General features: G+C 47.4%; 18 protein-coding genes, 1 tRNA gene and 1 other RNA gene. 13 read left to right on the top strand and 7 right to left on the bottom strand.

The window, feature by feature from the left end:
- Positions 1 to 45 precede the first annotated feature (45 nt).
- Complete coding sequence (locus VMX18_01745) at positions 46 to 1563, bottom strand: aspartate carbamoyltransferase regulatory subunit (protein ID HUT22112.1); 1518 nt, start codon at positions 1561 to 1563, stop codon at positions 46 to 48.
- Between the two features lie 105 nt (positions 1564 to 1668).
- Between VMX18_01745 and VMX18_01740 the strand changes: the two genes are divergently transcribed.
- The 4 genes from VMX18_01740 (at position 1669) to VMX18_01725 (ending at position 5265) form a co-directional block, all read left to right on the top strand.
- Positions 1669 to 2760 (top strand): phosphatidylserine/phosphatidylglycerophosphate/cardiolipin synthase family protein, encoded by a 1092-nt coding sequence (locus tag VMX18_01740; GenBank protein ID HUT22111.1) that lies wholly within the window; start codon positions 1669 to 1671, stop codon positions 2758 to 2760.
- Positions 2761 to 2870: 110 nt separating this feature from the next.
- Positions 2871 to 3188, top strand: coding sequence for a YtxH domain-containing protein (locus VMX18_01735; protein ID HUT22110.1), 318 nt, complete (start codon positions 2871 to 2873; stop codon positions 3186 to 3188).
- 547 nt (positions 3189 to 3735) lie between these two features.
- The gene (lgt, locus tag VMX18_01730; protein ID HUT22109.1) at positions 3736 to 4602 is read left to right on the top strand and encodes a prolipoprotein diacylglyceryl transferase; all 867 of its coding nucleotides are present in this window, start codon (positions 3736 to 3738) and stop codon (positions 4600 to 4602) included.
- Positions 4603 to 5061: 459 nt separating this feature from the next.
- Positions 5062 to 5265: a hypothetical protein gene (locus VMX18_01725; protein ID HUT22108.1), complete on the top strand. Its 204-nt coding sequence runs from the start codon at positions 5062 to 5064 to the stop codon at positions 5263 to 5265.
- Between the two features lie 129 nt (positions 5266 to 5394).
- Here the strand turns inward: VMX18_01725 and VMX18_01720 are convergent.
- Positions 5395 to 5471: transfer RNA gene (locus tag VMX18_01720), tRNA-Asp, on the bottom strand.
- A 157-nt stretch (positions 5472 to 5628) separates the two neighbouring features.
- Here VMX18_01720 and VMX18_01715 point away from each other — a divergent pair.
- Positions 5629 to 6390, top strand: coding sequence for a hypothetical protein (locus VMX18_01715; protein ID HUT22107.1), 762 nt, complete (start codon positions 5629 to 5631; stop codon positions 6388 to 6390).
- 20 nt (positions 6391 to 6410) lie between these two features.
- On the opposite strand, the gene rplT is transcribed toward VMX18_01715, so the two are convergent.
- The 5 genes from rplT to smpB all read right to left on the bottom strand — a co-directional run bounded on the left by rplT (position 6411) and on the right by smpB (position 8485).
- Positions 6411 to 6755, bottom strand: a complete 345-nt coding sequence (rplT, locus tag VMX18_01710) for a 50S ribosomal protein L20 (protein ID HUT22106.1) — start codon at positions 6753 to 6755, stop codon at positions 6411 to 6413.
- 30 nt (positions 6756 to 6785) lie between these two features.
- A complete protein-coding gene (locus VMX18_01705) occupies positions 6786 to 6986 on the bottom strand; it encodes a 50S ribosomal protein L35 (protein HUT22105.1) in 201 nt (66 codons plus the stop codon).
- 6 nt (positions 6987 to 6992) lie between these two features.
- Entirely contained in the window at positions 6993 to 7541 is a 549-nt protein-coding gene (infC, locus tag VMX18_01700; protein HUT22104.1) for a translation initiation factor IF-3, read from the bottom strand.
- 72 nt (positions 7542 to 7613) lie between these two features.
- Positions 7614 to 7996, bottom strand: a transfer-messenger RNA (tmRNA) gene (gene ssrA / locus VMX18_01695).
- A gap of 36 nt (positions 7997 to 8032) precedes the next feature.
- On the bottom strand, positions 8033 to 8485 hold the full coding sequence (gene smpB, locus VMX18_01690) for an SsrA-binding protein SmpB (protein ID HUT22103.1): 453 nt from the start codon (positions 8483 to 8485) through the stop codon (positions 8033 to 8035).
- A gap of 579 nt (positions 8486 to 9064) precedes the next feature.
- On the opposite strand from smpB, the gene VMX18_01685 reads away from it, so the two are divergent.
- The 8 genes from VMX18_01685 (at position 9065) to VMX18_01650 (ending at position 17154) form a co-directional block, all read left to right on the top strand.
- Positions 9065 to 10117, top strand: coding sequence for an AI-2E family transporter (locus tag VMX18_01685; protein HUT22102.1), 1053 nt, complete (start codon positions 9065 to 9067; stop codon positions 10115 to 10117).
- 3 nt (positions 10118 to 10120) lie between these two features.
- A complete protein-coding gene (locus tag VMX18_01680) occupies positions 10121 to 10882 on the top strand; it encodes a hypothetical protein (protein ID HUT22101.1) in 762 nt (253 codons plus the stop codon).
- Between the two features lie 6 nt (positions 10883 to 10888).
- On the top strand, positions 10889 to 12019 hold the full coding sequence (locus VMX18_01675; GenBank protein ID HUT22100.1) for a PDZ domain-containing protein: 1131 nt from the start codon (positions 10889 to 10891) through the stop codon (positions 12017 to 12019).
- A gap of 50 nt (positions 12020 to 12069) precedes the next feature.
- Complete coding sequence (locus tag VMX18_01670; protein HUT22099.1) at positions 12070 to 12852, top strand: hypothetical protein; 783 nt, start codon at positions 12070 to 12072, stop codon at positions 12850 to 12852.
- 144 nt (positions 12853 to 12996) lie between these two features.
- A complete protein-coding gene (locus tag VMX18_01665; GenBank protein HUT22098.1) occupies positions 12997 to 14430 on the top strand; it encodes a hypothetical protein in 1434 nt (477 codons plus the stop codon).
- A gap of 161 nt (positions 14431 to 14591) precedes the next feature.
- On the top strand, positions 14592 to 15431 hold the full coding sequence (locus VMX18_01660) for a hypothetical protein (GenBank protein HUT22097.1): 840 nt from the start codon (positions 14592 to 14594) through the stop codon (positions 15429 to 15431).
- A gap of 242 nt (positions 15432 to 15673) precedes the next feature.
- Positions 15674 to 16408, top strand: a complete 735-nt coding sequence (locus VMX18_01655; GenBank protein ID HUT22096.1) for a hypothetical protein — start codon at positions 15674 to 15676, stop codon at positions 16406 to 16408.
- Between the two features lie 104 nt (positions 16409 to 16512).
- Complete coding sequence (locus tag VMX18_01650; protein HUT22095.1) at positions 16513 to 17154, top strand: hypothetical protein; 642 nt, start codon at positions 16513 to 16515, stop codon at positions 17152 to 17154.
- The last annotated feature ends 267 nt before the right edge of the window (positions 17155 to 17421 follow it).

Genomic DNA, 17421 nt, shown 5'->3' with positions numbered 1-17421 from the left:
TCCATTATATCAACAAACAAAAAAATACGCAAGCCTCGCAATTCATTATTTCGAGGTGGCCGCGATAATCTCTTCTTGAGTGAATTCGCGATTGCAATAAGAACACACGCAGGTTATTTCATTTTCTCCGACCGTGAATCTGGATTGAGCTTCTTTGTCCGCGTTGGTGATGCACACCGAATTGGGGCATTTGAACGCTTTGGGCATGGTGGTGTTCGCGGTTTTTATTTTGACTTTTTTGAATAGGCCGTCTCTGATTATGTTGAAGGTCGTTGTCGGACTGACGAAAGTCGCCGGGCTGAAAAACCAGTCGGGGATGAAATTGCCCTCGATGACGATGACGTCCTTTCTGTTTTCAATGCCTTCGATCAAATGAATGGCGCCCGTGCCGTTGAGACCGGCGTGTTTTTTAATCAGTTCTTTGATAAAGCCGCCTTTGCCCGGTTCAATGTGATCCAAGATCATGCCTCTTTTGTATATCGGTCTGAAATATTTGTCTTGTTTGCCTTGTTCCTCTCTTTTTCTCAATCTTTGTTCGGCCGGTTCTTCGTCGAGTACTTCCAGTCTGCCGCAAGTGTTCTGAAATCCCAGATTCGGCTCGTGGCGCGCCAAAAAGCTGCGGCGCAAAATGGTCATGCGCAAAACCACGCCCATGAACATCTGAAACCACATGACGTTTCTGCGATCAATGGAAATGTCCGGCGCTATTTCCGGCCCTCGCGGTCCGGGATGCATAATCACAACATCCGCGGCCATTTGATCCAAAACCGCTTTGTCCAAAATATATTTGCCGAGAACTCTGGATTTTTCCAATTCATCGGTGTATCGCTCTTCTTGTATCCTGGTGCCGCTGATGATATTGCATTTTTTTAGGGCGTCCAAGTGATCATATTCTTCGATGTTTAATCCGGCTTTTCGGTAGCTTGGTATTCTGTTTTCCGCGGACGAGACGGTGATGATTTTAATGTTTCCGTATCGCTCGTTTAACATCCTGAGCGTGTCCAGATCGGAATTGAGAGTTCGCGAATATTTCAAATCCCCGAAAAATCCGATGGTGAAATCGTGAATTCTTCCTATTTTTTGTTTAATGGTCAGCAGATTGAGCAGCGATTGGGTCGGATGCCGATTGGCGCCGTCGCCGGCATTGTGCACGGCCACTTGAAAATCGGTTTTTTCCAAAATTTCACTGGCGAATCTGGCGCTGCCTTCGTATTTCGTTCTCAAAACCAAAATGTCGGCCAATTGGGTGCCGGCGTGAGTCCTGATGGCGTCGGCCAAACTTTCTTTTTTCATCAGCGAAGTCGCTTCCAGTCCGCTGATTTTGTCTCTGGCAAATCCCCAGAGCCTGGCCGCTTCGTCGTTGGAACCGGCGGTGCGGCTGGACGGTTCGAGCATGAAAATTAAAACTTTGGCTAAATGGTTGCCAAAGTCAAGGTGCAAAGGATGCTCTTTCGGCGGAGTGATTTTCGCTTTGGCGAATGGAATCAATTGTTCCGCTTCGCCGAGAATCTCCTCAATCTCGTCCAGCTTAAAATCTTCGATTGAAATGAAATTTTTGGTCATATGGTCATACAAAGGTTATCAAAACGAAGGGTGGTTGTTAAGTGGATAAATGTCCGTTTTGGCCGCGCTCTTTAATTTTCGGCCATTTGTGTTAAAATATTGCATATGAATCATCTTAAAGAGCAAATTCAATATCAGTTTTTTTCCGTTTCCAAAGACGCTTGGCAAGCGATGCGAGAGGCGATGGACAAGGCGAAGACCAGTATTTATTGGGAAACGTATACTTTCATTGACGATGAAGTCGGGATTGAATTTGTCGATTTGCTGGAAAAAAAGGCGAAAGAAGGAGTGGAGGTGAAATTGTTAATTGATGGCATAGGCAGTTACGGTTTTTCAAACTCATCGATCTCCCGGCTGAAAAATGCCGGCGTTGATTTGGTTATTTACAATCAAGTAACGTTGGGTAAATTTATCCGATTTTGGCGAGCCTTTTGGGAGAGGACGCATAGAAAGATTTTGGTGGTCGATAGCAATGAGGGCTTTCTCGGCGGCGTTAATGTGCAGAATTTCATGGCCGATTGGCTGGATTTGCAATTGATGGTGGTGGGGAAATTGGCCAGGTCTTTGACCAGAGCTTTCGCCAAGTCATATATCAAGGCCGGCGGAGATAAAAAGAACGTTTTAAAATTGCTCCATCCGAAAATAGAGAAAAGCAAAAAAATAAAATTTCTTTTTCAGGTGCCCAATGCCAAACGTTCCCGCATTCGAGCGAATTTTCTGCGTTCGATCAACCACGCCAAAAAATATTTGAAATTGGCCGTGCCTTATTATTTGCCTGACAGAAAATTGATCAAAGCGATCTCTCGAGCCAGAAAGAGGGGAGTGAAAATAGATTTGATTTTGCCGTTTCGAACTGATTTGCGAATCGTTAATTGGACGGCGATTAAATATTATGAATTAATGGACAAGATCGGCGTCAAACTTCATTTCACTTCGAAAATGATGCATGGCAAAGCTTTCGTGGTTGACGGCCGCGAAGCCATGGTAGGCTCGAGCAATATCGACCAGGGCAGTTTTTATCGCAACCGAGAAGCCAATGCGTACATCAGCGATAAGAAGATGGTCGGCGATGTCGAAAAAATATTGAACGGCTGGCAGGAGTTTTCCGAGCCGTTCGCCAAGTATCGTTGGAAGAATAGAGGTTTTTTCGCCAGAATCAAGCGGGCATTTTCCGAATTGTTGAGTCATTGGTTATGATGAATTAAAAAATGTGATATAATTAAGACATAAAGAATAAATAAAAAATTCATTCATCGGCGAGGCCGTTTACGGCCGTTGCCGGGGAGTGATTTAAAGAGCAAACAAATATGAAAAAGAAAACATTTTTGGCCGGAGCCGCCATCGGCGCGGTGATCGGCGCGGCCGCGGCTATTTTGCTGGCTCCCAAGTCAGGCAAGCAAACGAGAGCCGACATTAAAAATTTGGCCAAAGAAATGAGCGGTAAAATCATCGGCGAAGTGGAAAAAGCGAAAAGCATGACCAAAGACAAGTATGAGAAAATCGTTGATGGCGTGGTCGCGGAATACAAAAAGAAAAAGAAAACCGCCAACAAGACTTTGGATGAAATCAACAAAGAATTGAAGGCTCGCTGGCGAGATGTTCAAAAAGAGCTGAAAATGAAGTAGTTATCCACATTGATAATTGAAGATCTTGACGGCAAAAACAATTTTTAGTAAATTATAATAAACAAGGGAAGTGATTCCTTTGTTATTACAATAAATGTTGCGTATTGCAACGGCAAAAGCCTAAAGAGAGAAGACCCCGCGATTAAGCGGGGTTTTCTTTTTGTCTCTTGACAGGCCTCTTCCCATTTGATATTTTATTGTTATTGTTTCCCGCAACCCGGCAACCCAAGGAGGGAATCCATGCCGAGAGACTATCGAGAGGATCTGACGAACAAGCGGCTCCGGACGATCCCTGAGGATTTCGAGTTCGGTCGCGGGCCTCGCTACGATGAGGTCCCTGATCCGGACTGGCAACCGGCTCGAACAAGCGCCGCGCGCCCGCGCTCGCAGGCGGATCCACCGCCGCTGATGCAATCGCCGTTCGCGATCCTGCAGGCGAGCCTTCGCGACTGCCGCCCATAGACCTTTGGCCACGCCAAAGGCTTTTTAAATTAAAAAAAATATTTTGTTGTGCTATAATGCAATCAATTGAATTAATCCATTTTTTATGAATATTTTTTTGCACACATTTTCTCCCAAGCCGATCGCTTTTTCCATTGGACCGCTGGACGTCCATTGGTACGGCTTGCTCATGGTTCTCGGAGGCTTGGCCGGATTGTTTTTGGCCAGAGCATTGGCGAAATATTTTAAAATAAAAAAAGATTGGCTGTTTGATCTTGTTTTCTGGTGGGCCATCGCCGGTCTTGTCGGAGGCAGAATTTATTACGTGCTTTACGCTTTTGAATTTTATAAAGACAGACCTCTTGATGTTTTGAAAATATGGCAAGGAGGACTCGCGGTGCATGGCGTCATGATCGGAGCTTTTTTAGCGACTTATTTTTTTGCCAGAATGAAAAAAGTTAATTGGAAAGACCTTTTCGATTTATCAGCCATCGGCTTGGTGTGCGCGCAGATTATCGGACGCTGGGGCAATTATTTCAATCAGGAGCTTTTCGGCCAGCCAACCGATTTGCCTTGGGGCATTCCGATTTTGTCCGCCTTTCGGCCGGTCGAATATTTGGCCGATAAATATTTCCATCCCGCGTTTTTGTATGAGTCATTGCTTAACATCGTTTTGCTCGGAGCGTTGTTGCTTTTGGTATGGCTGAGATTTAAAAAAAATATCTCGATAAAAAATGGCGTAATTTTCTTTTCATATCTTCTGGGCTATTCGATCATCAGATTCAATATGGAGTTTTTGAGAGTCGACTATAGCCCGATTGTTTTCGGCGTTCGTTGGGCTCAGCTTTTCAGCGTTTTGGTCGCGTTGATCTCAGTGTTTTTCATTATTTTTATGTCCCTTCGAAAAGGGCAAAGAACGGAAATTAAGAAAAAAATTGATAAACAAATAGAGCGGATCAAAAAAGAATTTTAAAATCGGAAATTGATTAATTTCCGATCATCGCGGTTTGTGAAAGCCATAGTCCTTGAACAACCGGATGGTTTTGCTTTTAGCCCATTCGGGGAAATCCGGCGCTTTTTTCTCGAGTAGCTGGCGAGTCGAAGACCAGCGAGCTTCCGCGGCGGATCGTTTTCCCACGTTTATCAAATACACATCGCGTGCCCTTGGGTCAACAATGGCCCAAGCATTGCGTTTTCCGAAAATGCGCTGTGAAAAACAGGCTTGTGGATCGCGCGGCGAGCCATTTCCATTGTTGGAGTTTGGTTTCACGGTCGTCCTCCTGTTTGGCGGTTCTCGAAAAGCTTATTTGTTTTCAGGGTGATTGTCAAATTATGCAAAATCCTCACGAAGGGGATTTTTTTGTTTGTGGTATTGACTTTTTTGATAAAACATGATATAATACAGAATCGTGGACAAAACCCTGGAGGAGTCATGAAAGGCGCGGTTCGTGGGTGGCTTGTCGGCTTGACGGTCATGTTTCTCTTGATCTGGGGCATCTTGATCAAGGGAATCGCTGACGCGTCAGCGTTGCCTAGTCAGCGGTTTGCCGCCATTTGTCTCGGCATTTGGGCGGTTTCCGCGATGGCCGGCGGCTTGACCTTTTATTACTGTCAAAGGAAAGGAAGAAGGCAGTAGGCGGCGATGCTTCCATGAAGTTTCGTTGCCGCAAATTTGGGTTCAATCGATTGAACCCAAATTTGCGGACATAAAAAAATCATCGCTTGGGCGATGGTTTTTCATTTGCTTAAAACGCAAGATTCAGGCTGGCGGATCGGACGGGACTCGAACCCGCGATCTCCGCCGTGACAGGGCGGCGTGTTAACCAGCTACACCACCGATCCAACAGCCTGAATTTTGCGTCAAAGACGTTATCATTATAGCCAAACTTCTTTAATCGGTCAAGTCCGTTTTAGTGAAAAAAAACACATTCGGCTTTATGCTTTTGCCAAAATCGGCTATAATGTTTTAAGGAAGCATCGGTTTTCCCAATCAATATTTATGCGGAACAAAAACAAAAAACAACTTAATGACGATGAGAGTTTGGTCAATGAGATTTTGGAAAAAATCAGGACCGGCAAAGCCGGTGAAAAAGAAGAGACCGTAGAGATGGAAAAAGGGGAGTCGCGTTTATTCTCACAATCAGCCGCTCGCTTGAAATGTTTAAGAATGGAGAAGGAAAGGGGTGAAAAAGAAAAAGCTTTGGGCAAAATAAAAGAAATGGATGTTTACGCTCAAGATTTTTTGAAAAATATGACGCCCGAGGAAGAAGCGGCATTAAATGAGATGATGGACGCCATTGGAGCTGAAACAGAAAAAGAGAGAATAAATAATTTGGCGGAATGCATAAGAGGAATCAAAAAACATGTTTTGAGCCGTTTGGTCGTCCAACTCGGACATTTCCCTTATTTGGAAAAATATTTCGCCTTGGCGCAATCTTTGACCAAAGACAAGCGGCCGTCCAATCCTTTTTTTGTAAAAAAATTGCTGCCGGGTTATTTTAAACTTTTGCCCGCGTCATGCCAAATAAAAAACAGGCATCGGCCGTCGGGAGATGAGCGTACTGCTCCGCTCATTGACAAAGCGGCGCGGCCGGAAAAGCGCAAGAAGATTTTGGAAAAGAAGATTGCCAAAGATTTTTACATTGATCTTTCGAAGCCTTCGGCCGAAGAAAGGGAAGCGATAAAAAATTTGTTGGAGATTTCAGAGGAATTCAAGAAATTATACGAAGAATATCAAACGATAATAAAAAAATCAGCTTAGCAGCTGATTTTTTTATGGTTTTATGAAATTTCTTTGATGATCTTTTCGAATATTTTCGGATGATTCTCAGCCAGGTCGGCCAAGACTTTTCTGTCGAGCTCAACTTTTTTGTCCTTTAATTTTTTGATGAATTGGCTGTAGCTGAGCCCGTGTTCTCTGGCGGCCGCGTTTAATTTGATTTGCCAGAGCGCTCTGGCCGTTCTTTTTTTTGCTCGTCTGTCCTTGAACGCTGATTTGCCGGCCTTGAGTACGACAGTCTTTGCTTGCTTGATTAATTTCTTTTTCCCATGTCTAAAACCCTTGGTCTTGGAAAGCAGACTTTTTCTTTTCTTTAAATGCGATTTCCCGCGTTTTACTCTAGGCATATGATCTTAAATGATGATTAGTGATTAAGTTTATTTATTGTACGGAATAAAATTCTTGACATTTTTTTTGTTGACGCCGGACATCTGGATGTCTCGTTTCTTGTTTCTGCCGGTCTTGCCGCTTTCTCTGGAATTAAAATGATCTTGTCCTCCTTTGCGGATGATCAACTTGTCATTTTTAGTCACTTTGATTCTTTTACTGACCGCTTTAATTGTTTTCATTTTTGCCATATAATTTTAAGATTTTGGAGCCACAACGGCTGATAATTTGCTGCCCTGTTTCGCCAAATCTTGTTCGATTATGTGTTCAACGGATAAATTATTGATAAATTTATAAATCATTTCTTTGATCATTGGCAGATGATTGTGTTCTCTGCCTCGAACAATCACTTCTATTTTCACTTTGTGGCCTTTTTCCAGAAATTTGTTGGCCTGATTTCTTTTCAATTCCGCGTCATGGTCGCTGATTTTGGCCGATAGCCGTATGCCCTTGAGGTCAGCTTTTTTTTGTAGAGTCTTTTGTTTTTTTAACAATTTTTCTTGTTGGTATTGCAGTTTGCCGTAATCCGCGAATTTGACCACCGGCGGAACGGCTTTGGGCGACACCGCGATCAGATCAAATCCCCGTTCCGCGGCATCGGAAATGGCCTTTGCGGTCGGCATGATGCCGAGCGGTTTGCCCGTTTCGTCAATGACATTCACCTCGAGAGCCTTGATGGCCTCGTTGATCGGGTATTTGACTCTTTGCTTTTGCGGCTTTCTGCCGAATTTATAGTACCTTCTCATTTTTTTAGAAAATAATGTAATTAATTTGATTTGCAGGTGGTGGAACACCATGAGCGAGCGGAGCGAGTCGAATGGTGGAGATGGCGGGAATCGAACCCGCGTCTGGAAGTTGAAATAAAAAGCATCTACGAAAATAGTTTATCTTATCATTTAAGACCGCCGGATTAAAGATAAACGAAACTCCGAGCGGGCCGAGCCGTTTTATTTCAGTCGGCGCTTTTGGCATGGCGACGGCCTAACTCGATATTGACGTCCGGTTTGCTCATCGAGTATCGGCAAGCGGACGGTTCTCACTTTTAGGCAAGAACGGGAGCAAAAGCCGGAGCTTGAAATAAGCTTTTGACTTTCGCCAGTACATTTGTTGCACTTATTGGATTTGCCAGCAGTTTAATGAGCGGCTGACAGCTCATTTCGCGCTTTTGATTTCAGGACTCCCGTCGAAGCCGATCATCCCCGTTATCCACGTATCATGCATCACGTAACACGTATCATTAATATTGCTTCATCGCTCGTTCAATTTTTCGATCATTCTCTCTTTTTTTGATGCTGTCTTTTTTCTCGAATCGTTTCTTGCCTCGGCCGACGCCGAATTCCAATTTAACGAGGTTGTGCTTAGTATACACCCGAAGAGGGACGAATGTCAAGCCTTTTTGCCGTAAAATACCCGTTAATTTATTGATTTCTTCTTTGCGCAAAAGCAGTTTGCGAGACCCTGTCGGGTCGTATTCCGGTTGCTCGCCGGCCGGTTTATATTTTGAAATGTGAGCGTTGATTAAAAAAACCTCGGTTTTGGGTTGTTGTTTGAGCGTGACATAGGAACCTTTTAAGTTAATGCCCCCGGCTTTGACCGCTTTTACTTCCGCGCCCGTCAATTTCAAACCCGCCTCGAATTTCTCCAGGATTTCATAATCGAAATGCGCTTGTTTATTATAGACGGGTTTCATATTCAATATTATAAATAATACGTTTAAAAAGAAAAAAGGACAATAGGTGCATTGTCAGGAGTGAGAAAGGTTGAGAGAAGCGGGTACAAGGTGGGTTGGGGCGGGACGGGAGTAATGTTGAAAAGGTTTGGGGTAAGCATGGGTGGGTGGGGTTGCATGGGTTTTTTCAACATCGGGTTGGACCGTCTGGGGTTTCTTTCTTCTTTTGTACTGCTTTCTTCTCTTTCTCTTTTCTTATTTTTTTCCTGTTTGTCTTGTTGTCCTTTTTATAGTGCGCTCATGAGGGAAGGCTAAATCCAACGTCAACCTTGTGGGTTGATGTTAGTAATTAATAGCATTCGTCCCCCACGAGGGGGGCCTTTTGCCCCTCTAGGGCACACGTTTGGATTTTATTTGAAATAACGCCCAAATGTGCGTCCTAGCGGAGCGATATTAATGAACAATTCCGCGAATTTATCGCAGAGTTGATTATAGTAGCAAAAAAGACGAAATTTGTCAAGCTCGGTTGCCGCCGCGGCGTTATTAGCTGTTTTTTAAAAATTATTGTATAATGATAACATCATTTCATTTATCAAAAATATGAAAAATCACAGGACGATAAATATCTCCTTTGTTTCGATTGTTAAGTTTTTTTTGGTTGTTTTGAGTTTGTATTTTCTGTATTTGATCAAAGACGTGCTGGCTCTGATTTTCGTGGCTTTGATTTTCGCCTCGGCGATAGATTCTTGGGTTGATTATTTGGAAAACAAAAAAATTCCTCGAGGCGTCAGCGTTTTGTTGGTTTATTTGGTGGCCATCGCCATCGTCGGATCCGCCGTTGTTTTGATCATTCCGCCGATCGCCCATCAGGTAAGCGAGTTGGCGGACAATTTTCCTCGATATTATGAAAAAGTCACGCAAGCTTTTTCTTTTGTCAAAGAATATTCCGACAAATTCGGATTTGAGCAATCCGCTGACAACGCGTCATCAATCAGTTCTTCCCTGACCAAAGCGGCCGGCAGTATTTTTTCAACGGTGGCCAGCATCTTTGGCGGGCTGTTTTCGTTCTTGGTGATTTTGGTGATCACGTTTTACATGACCGTGGAAGAAGACGCCATCAAACGAACTTTGCGAGCCGTTTTGCCATCTCGATACCAAGATTTTGTCGTGATGCTAATCAATAAGATCCAGAAGAAAATTGGCGCTTGGCTTAAAGGCCAGTTGATTTTGAGTTTGATAATCGGAATTTTTTCATACATAGGGTTGTTGATTTTGGGCGTGAAGTACGCATTGATTTTGGCTTTGATAGCGGCCATCGGAGAATTTATTCCCTACATCGGGCCGATCATCAGCTCGATTCCCGCCATTTTTCTGGCGTTCGCTCAATCGCCGCTCAAGGCTTTGCTCGTACTGATTTTGTTCGTAATTATTCAACAGCTGGAAAATCATTTGCTGGTGCCCAAAATAATGCAAAAGGCGGTGGGCTTAAATCCGATCATCAGCGTGATCGCTTTGCTTATCGGCGCGAAAGTGGGAGGGGTGATCGGCGCTGTGCTCGCCATCCCCGTGGCCACGGCCATCAGTATTTTGATTAAGGAATTATTTGAAGAAAGAGACGCCTTGGATAGGATGAAGCAAAGGGCGACTGAATAATTTATGTTTTTAATCAACAAGTTAGCGCAATTTTTGACGTCCATAATGCTTGTCTTGACCATTGAGATTATCATGTTGAATGAAAATCTGCTCTGGATTTTCGGCTCGCTCAGCGCGGTTCTCGTTTTCTTCGCCTTATTGATGTTCAATCGCTGGAAGTTGCGTCCCGGGTTTTGGGGGCTGGTAATCAGTCCGTTGATTTACGTGATTTCATCAATCAGTTTTTCGTTATTTTTAAATAAAGGTTGGACTCTGCATCTTTTTGCTGTTTTTTCAGGGATTGTTTTGTTCCTGTATTTGGGCAGAATATTGGATTTTAAATTTTATCCGGCCAGATACCAGCCGTATTCATTGGAAAATTTTTCTTGGTACTTGAATATTTTGACGGTTTTTCTGTTTTGTTCGTTCGTCTACGCCATGGTGGTTTTTTTGAAAATCAATTCGTTGTTCTTGGCGCTGACGGTCTTGTTGGTTTCTTGTCTGTTGACGTATCAACTTTTCTGGGTTAACAAAATAAAGTTTTCCGATGGCAGGATTTTTGTTTTTTCGATTTCGTTTATTTTGGTGGAGCTTTTCGGCGCCTTGTATTATTTGCCGACCAGCTATTTCGTCAACGGTTTGGTGATGACCATCGCTTTTTATTTGATGACCGGTTTGGCGAGATTTTTTCTGCTCGGCAGTTTGGATAAAAAAAGAATCATTAATTTTGTAATAATCAGCGCAGTTTGCTTTGCAGTGATTTTGTTGACTGCTCAGTGGATATAATTAAATATGAAAAAATTCTTTTCCAAGTTTTACGCGCAAATTTTGTCCGTGATAATCGTGTCCGTGATTTTCGGTTTCATTTCCGGAGTCTTGGGGGAATTATGGCTGGACTCTTTCCTTTCCGGTGGAGTTCCAGATGAACAAAAAATTCAAACTTTGAGTCAGCGTTTGGACGAGTTGACCGCCAAGCAGGATAAAAAATTAAAAGATATTTTGTCCGAAAAAGATTTGTCCGTGTATTCGACCATTGAAAGCGTCAGGCCGGCCATTGTTGATTTTTACGCGTTTCGCAGAAAATCAAATTCGTACGATGATATTTTATTGGAAAACGACGCGCGGGGCGTCGGCGCGATCATGACCGCGGACGGTTGGATATTGACGGACAAAAGCGTTTTGGGCGGAAGCGGCGAGGAAGTGGCGGTTTCTTTCGATAAAAAAGTTTATTCGATCGAAGAGACCGTTTGCGATTCCGGCACGACGGCGTGTTTTATAAAAATTGACGCCAAGGATTTGCCCGTGGTCAATTTGATAAGTCGGGAATATTTATCCAGCGGCCAGACGGCTTTGGTTATTTCCGGAAATAATATTTTGCCGACGAACATAGAACGTTTATATTTTTCTTCCGCCGAGAAAAAGGGCGACTTAATACATTCTTCGGAAATTCATTATCAAGAAATAAAATTGATTGAGACGCTCGATAAGAAATGGCTTGGCGCGCCTTTGGTTAATTTGGACGGCCAGGTTTTTGGCATTGTCACTTCCGAAAACACGGCTCTGGCCATCGATAATATTCAAATGGTGATCAAGCAAGCCGTTTCGGAGAAAAAAATAGTTCGGCCGGTTTTGGGCGTTCATTTCATTGATTTGAGCGAATCAATCGGCTGGGACAAATATGCTGATGTGAAAAACGGCGCCTTAATTTTCGCTTCCGATTTGTGGCCGGCCGTTATGGCGCAAAGTCCGGCTCAGAAAGCGGGTTTATTGCCGGGAGATATAATAATTTCAATCGAGGGTGAAACCATCACTTCGAGCGATACTTTGACGAAATTGGTTCAATCATACAAGCCCGGGCAGGAGATTGTGATGAAAATTTTGCGAGGAGTTGAGAATATTGAAAAAACCGTCATTTTAGAGTAAAAATAAATCGACCTTGCCAAGAATGCGATATTGTGTTATAATCAGGAGGTATGCAATCAAATGAAATTTTAATTTTATCTCAAGTCTCAAAAAGAAAAGGGGTAATCATTCTCATAACTTCTTTTGTGTTGTTGTTAACGTTGATTTTCAGTTTATTTCAACCTCTTAAATATTCGGCTTCAATCAGTCTTTTGATTATTCAAACGGGGGACGTGAATTACGATATTTACAGCGCTTCGCGTTCCGCGGAAAGAGTGGCCGACAGTTTGTCTCAATTGGTTTATACTTCGACTTTTTTCGATAAAGTCATGAATTCGGGCTATGATGTCTCGAGAAGTTCTTTTGATCCTTTGGAATACAAAAGACGACAAGAATGGGCCAGAACCGTGGAAACTCAGGTAAAAAGAGGCACGGGCATTTTGCAAATTATCGTTTATGACGGCAGTCAATACAAAGCGGGAGAATTGGCCAATGCCGTGGCCGATGTTTTGGCCAAGCAAGGCCAAGAGTATATCGGCTCCTCCAATGTCAGTATTAAAATCGTTGATAATGTTTTGGTTTCGAGATATCCGGTCAAGCCCAATTTCGTGTTGAACGCGTTTTTGGGAATATTGATCGGCGCCATTATCGGCATCTCTTATGTGGCTCTTTCGCCGAACGCGACCGGTCGCGGCAAAAAAAAGAGACGGCCGATTAAAATAATCGAAAATGTTGAGGAGGAAGAGGCTTTGGAATCCGCCGCCAAAAAACGAGCGGAAATCGAAACTTATTCATATTATCCGGAAGAAGAAATCGATATTATGCCCAAAACTCATCAAGAAAACGCGCAATAAACATTAAAAAAAATTATATATTTAAAAACCCGAGAGTTGGATGACTCTCGGTGTTTTTATTGTTGTGCTTGATTAAATTTAGCTTTTGTATTAAGTTAAGATGTCGGAAAATCAGCAAACCCGCAACCGTTTTCTGGAGGTATCATGCAAACGCCATGGAAGTGCCCCATTTGCGAGGCGACTTTGCAAGTCAAACCCGCTGAAGTGGAAAACCTGAATCAGGGGCATGAAGAACCATGCCCCAACTGCGGCATAATGCTACGCTTGGTTGACGGAGAGGGGACGTTCGAGGCATTTGATCAGATGCCGACTTCGACACCGGTTCAGCGTCGCCCTGCTCAAGCGCCGGATCCGACGGATCGGGACTTGGTTCCGGTGTCCGCTGACGCGGCCGCGGCGTCTGAGACCGATGATGAGGAGTCCGTCACGGATGATCTGGCTGCTGCGATAGCTGAATACGGCTTGATCCATCAGGATGCTCAGCCGGCGGATTTCGTAGTGGAGGTTCATGCCGAGGCACCTGCGGCGGCGGCTCTCCAACACGAAGAGACTGTTGAGCCTCCTGGAGAGTCGGCTGAAGATCAGCCGGCCGCGCCGTCGGGGGCTTTGCCGGCAGAGAATGACTGGCATAATATTGTGCCCGGCGGAGTGGAATCCCACCCGGACAAGATCGTTGATGGTGGCGTCAGCTATGACTGGCGACCAGCCCTGGCGATCCTCATCGCCGTCGTGCTTGGCAGCCCGGGTATTGTGGCTTTCTACCTGCAGGAAAGGCACTATTCTGAGCTGGGTTGGAGGATTACCGCGCTTGACGCGAGCGCGATCAAGCGACAAGACCTCGACAAGTCTTTGATCGAGGTCAGAGACATCGGCAAGCAGGCTGAAATCAGCGTCAAGAAAAGTCAGGCCACGCAGAGCGCGCTGGAAAAAAGCTTGCCGCAGGTTATGCGCGTGGTTGAAGGCATGAGCTCTTTCTCGGAGAAGTATGCCAAGAAGGAGCAGGCCGTCGACCAGGCGTTGAAGGAAGCGGCCGCGGCTCGGCTTGAAATCCAGAACGCGACGCAAAAGGCTCTGGCCGTTCTTGCCGCGGCCGGGAAGAAATGGGCTGAACCGTTTCGTAAGCTCGGCAGGAATCTCGGCAGACGCCTCACCGCTGTGGAGGCTCGGCAATACGCGGCAGGCGATATGAGCAAGAAACTGGCTCGAATTTCGAAAGAAATGAAAGCCCAAGGCGAGACCCTGCAAGAGCAAGGCAAACAGCTGAAGCGGGCGCAAAAGGCGCTCGAAAAGGCCGGTGATTCAAATGGGTCGCGAGAAGAATTTGCTCGTCTCGAGGCTCGGATCGCCGCGCTTTCTCGGCAAATCGAGGAGACGCAAAAACGGCTGGAATCGGTCTCCTCGGCCGCGCTTCAGTGCGAATTCTCGCCGCTCCCCGCGGACAAAATCATTGCCCCCCCAAAGGAGGCTGTGGTGGCCGCGAAGGTGGAGCGGCAGACGCCGTCGACTGAGCAAAAGATTGATGGGATTTCGGCTCAGCTCGAAGCGCTCGTCAATCAGGTTAATGCGTTGAACTACTAGCAAAGGCTATTTTCCCAAGGGAAATAGCTTTTTTTAATTGAAATGAGTTCTTTTATCTATTGACAGAATTTACTTAATGTGATAATATATTATGATTTTCCGTGTTGGACTTGGATGATAAAAAAACCCGAATCCATGGGATTTGGGGAAAGGAAACAGAGATGGAGATCAAATGTCCTAACCCCGATTGCGGGGCGGTGGGCGAGATCCCTGACGAGTCGGCTGTCGCCGGCGCGGAGGGGATTTGCGAGACGTGCGGGCAGGTATTTCGCATCAACGAGAAAGGAGAGATCGTGTCCGTACCCGAGCCCTCCGGCCGTAAGTGCGAGTGCGGCGCGGCCGTGCCCGCGGGCGCGTCGCAGTGCAACGTTTGCGGCTTGGACATGCCGGTGGGGGCGGATGCTCCGCCTCCGGACAACGACGACGACGGCGACGCAGCCGACGACGACGACGGCGACGGCGACGACGCCACCGATGACGAGGATGGTGGCGACGGCGACGACGAGGAGGGCGAAGAGTTCGTTCCTCTCGTCTGCGCGGCCTGCGACCGGCAGATCGAGGTCGCGCGGGAGCAGGCCTTGCCCGGGCAGGAGCTCATCTGTCCCGGGTGCCACCGCCTCATCGCGGTCGTGGATCCGGCGGCTCTCACCACCCGTGTGGTGGAGCCGCCGGAAGAACCCGAAGCGCCTCCGCCGATCGTCGAAGACGATTCGGGGAGGCCGGAACCCGTGCCCGGCCCGCAGGGTCTGGAAGGACCCCGAGGCCCGCAGGGACCCGTCGGTCCGGAAGGCCCGCAGGGACCCGTCGGTCCGGAAGGTCCGCAGGGACTCGCCGGTCCGGAAGGTCCGCAGGGTCCCGTCGGTCCGCAAGGTCCGAAAGGCTCCGCCGGACAGGCCGGGGAGGGCGATGATCGCTCCGGCGACAGCGACCTGCTGGTGAAGGTCATCGCCTTTTCCATCATCGCCATGGGTCTCGGGGCTCTCCTGGCGATGATCATCTAGTAGTTTTTTCACCTTAAAAGGCGCGTTCCATGAACGCGCCTGGAGTTTTTTAAAAGGGAGTTTAAAGTATTGACAAAAAATTAAAAGCATGCTATACTGAACGGTTAAATAAAATAGCCAGAATCGTGGCTAAAACAAGGGGTTTCTCGCCTTAAATCGTTTTATTTTTAGAGGTAAGAATAAAGCGATGTGTGGCGAGTTTACGGACGAAACCTACGAACCCATGAAAGGAGGAATTCATCATGGGACGAAAGATTCTGGCGGCTGTGGTGGCGGCGGCTTCGGTCGCCGTCCTGGTCTACTTGTTCTACAACAGCCAGAGGGTGTCTGCCGTTGGCGAGACCGGCGGCGCCGCCTGGGTCAAGGCGGAGGAGGCAAGGTCGCTGGGCGGCCAGAATGCCGCTTCGATTGCGGGATTGATTCCTGTGGTCGGAGACACGGCGGCGCTGGCTGCCCAGAACATGGCCGATGTCGATTCCTTGCGGCAGGACTTCAACCATTCGTTGGAAGTTCTGCCCAGCCAGGTGGGGCGTCTGGCAGACGCTATCGGCGTCGTCCAGCCGGAGATCGAGGAGCACGGACGGCGGCTCGACGCGCTGGAGCAGAAATGCTTCGGCGACGGTTGCGGCGAGCGACCCGTGCAGCTCACCGCGGCCCCGCCGAGCCAGTGCCTTCCAGGGTACCGGCTCCGGTGTCGGCCGACGGCGGATGGCTGTCAGAGTGACTGCGTGAAGGTCACGCAGGTCGCGCGGCGTCCCCGTCAGAAGACGCAGCTCATCGCGCGGCCCATGCCCTTGCCGCGGCCGGAGTACATTCCTTCCGCCGGTAGGCAGACGATCGTGGTCTACAAGACCGTGAACGTCGAGGCCGAGGACGCGAACGTGACGGTCATGGGGGGCGGAGACGCTCCCGAGACCGCCGCGGCCGAGCGCAAGGTCGATTGGAACTTGTACCTGCACAAGGGCAAGTCCCAGTAGCTTCCGCGAAGCTGCATCACATCACATCAACAAGGAGGAGCGGCCGAGAGGTAAATCCTTTCGGCTCTCAAACCGTAAGCGTTTCGCTCTGAAGCGAGTACAGTTTGGGAGATTCCCAGATTCTGAGAATGAGAATCGGAAACATTCCACGCGTCGCAACGAGCGGCGGGGGAGAATTCGAAATGAAGAGGTTCGCGAGAATGGCGTCAATGTTCACGTGCGTCACGTTTCTGATGGCGTCCTGCGCGACGACCTCGACGAGAACGACGACGCGCCGTTCCTCGAACGAGGCGACGGCCGCGTCGCCCCAGCCGGACAGCGGGCAGATGGTCTGCCCGATCGTCAAGGAGCCGACGCCGACCTCCGATGGAGGCCTGGTGTTCTCCTGCAAAGACGGGAGCACTCTTGTGTGCCCGGCGGCGAAGGTCGTCGCCGCAGAAAACCAGAGTCTGAGCGTAACCTGCTCGGACGGCAAGAACATCTTGGTCCCGCCCGATCCGCAGAAGCTTCTGCGACGGCAGAGCGGAGCGGTCAAGGGGCAGAGCGACCAGAACCAGACGCTCGAGTACCACGACGACACAACGTTTATCGTGGAGGGGCGCAAGCTCACGGGCTGGGAGATCTTCGGTATCACCGCTGGGAGCGCTGCCGGCCTTGGGCTACTGATTACCGCAATCGTCTGCGGCACTGGCCACTGCCATCACGTCGCTGGGACAAAAAAGTCCTACTACGGCTACGGCGACTAGGCGACTAGCCGTAATCGTGGCCTTCAACTGAAGGCGGAAAGGAGTGGAGTGGAGCCAGCGAATCACTTATTCGTTGGTCTCCTGAACCGCGTTTGTTTCTGAAAAGAAGCAGGCGCAGTTCAGGATTTACACTCTTGTCATTTCGACCGAAGTCGTCCGAAGCTTTGGCGAAGGACGACGGAGTGGAGAAATCTTTTCCTTTCACTTGAATCATTTTCATGCCCCGCATCAATGCGAGTCATTAAAATGCCTCGAGTGAGGCAGCAC

Source organism: Candidatus Bipolaricaulota bacterium, assembly GCA_035528115.1.
Classification (GTDB): domain Bacteria; phylum Patescibacteriota; class Patescibacteriia; order UBA11705; family DATKZF01; genus DATKZF01.
Note: the sequence above shows the minus strand (reverse complement) of the source record. Positions and strands in the feature narration are given on the sequence as shown.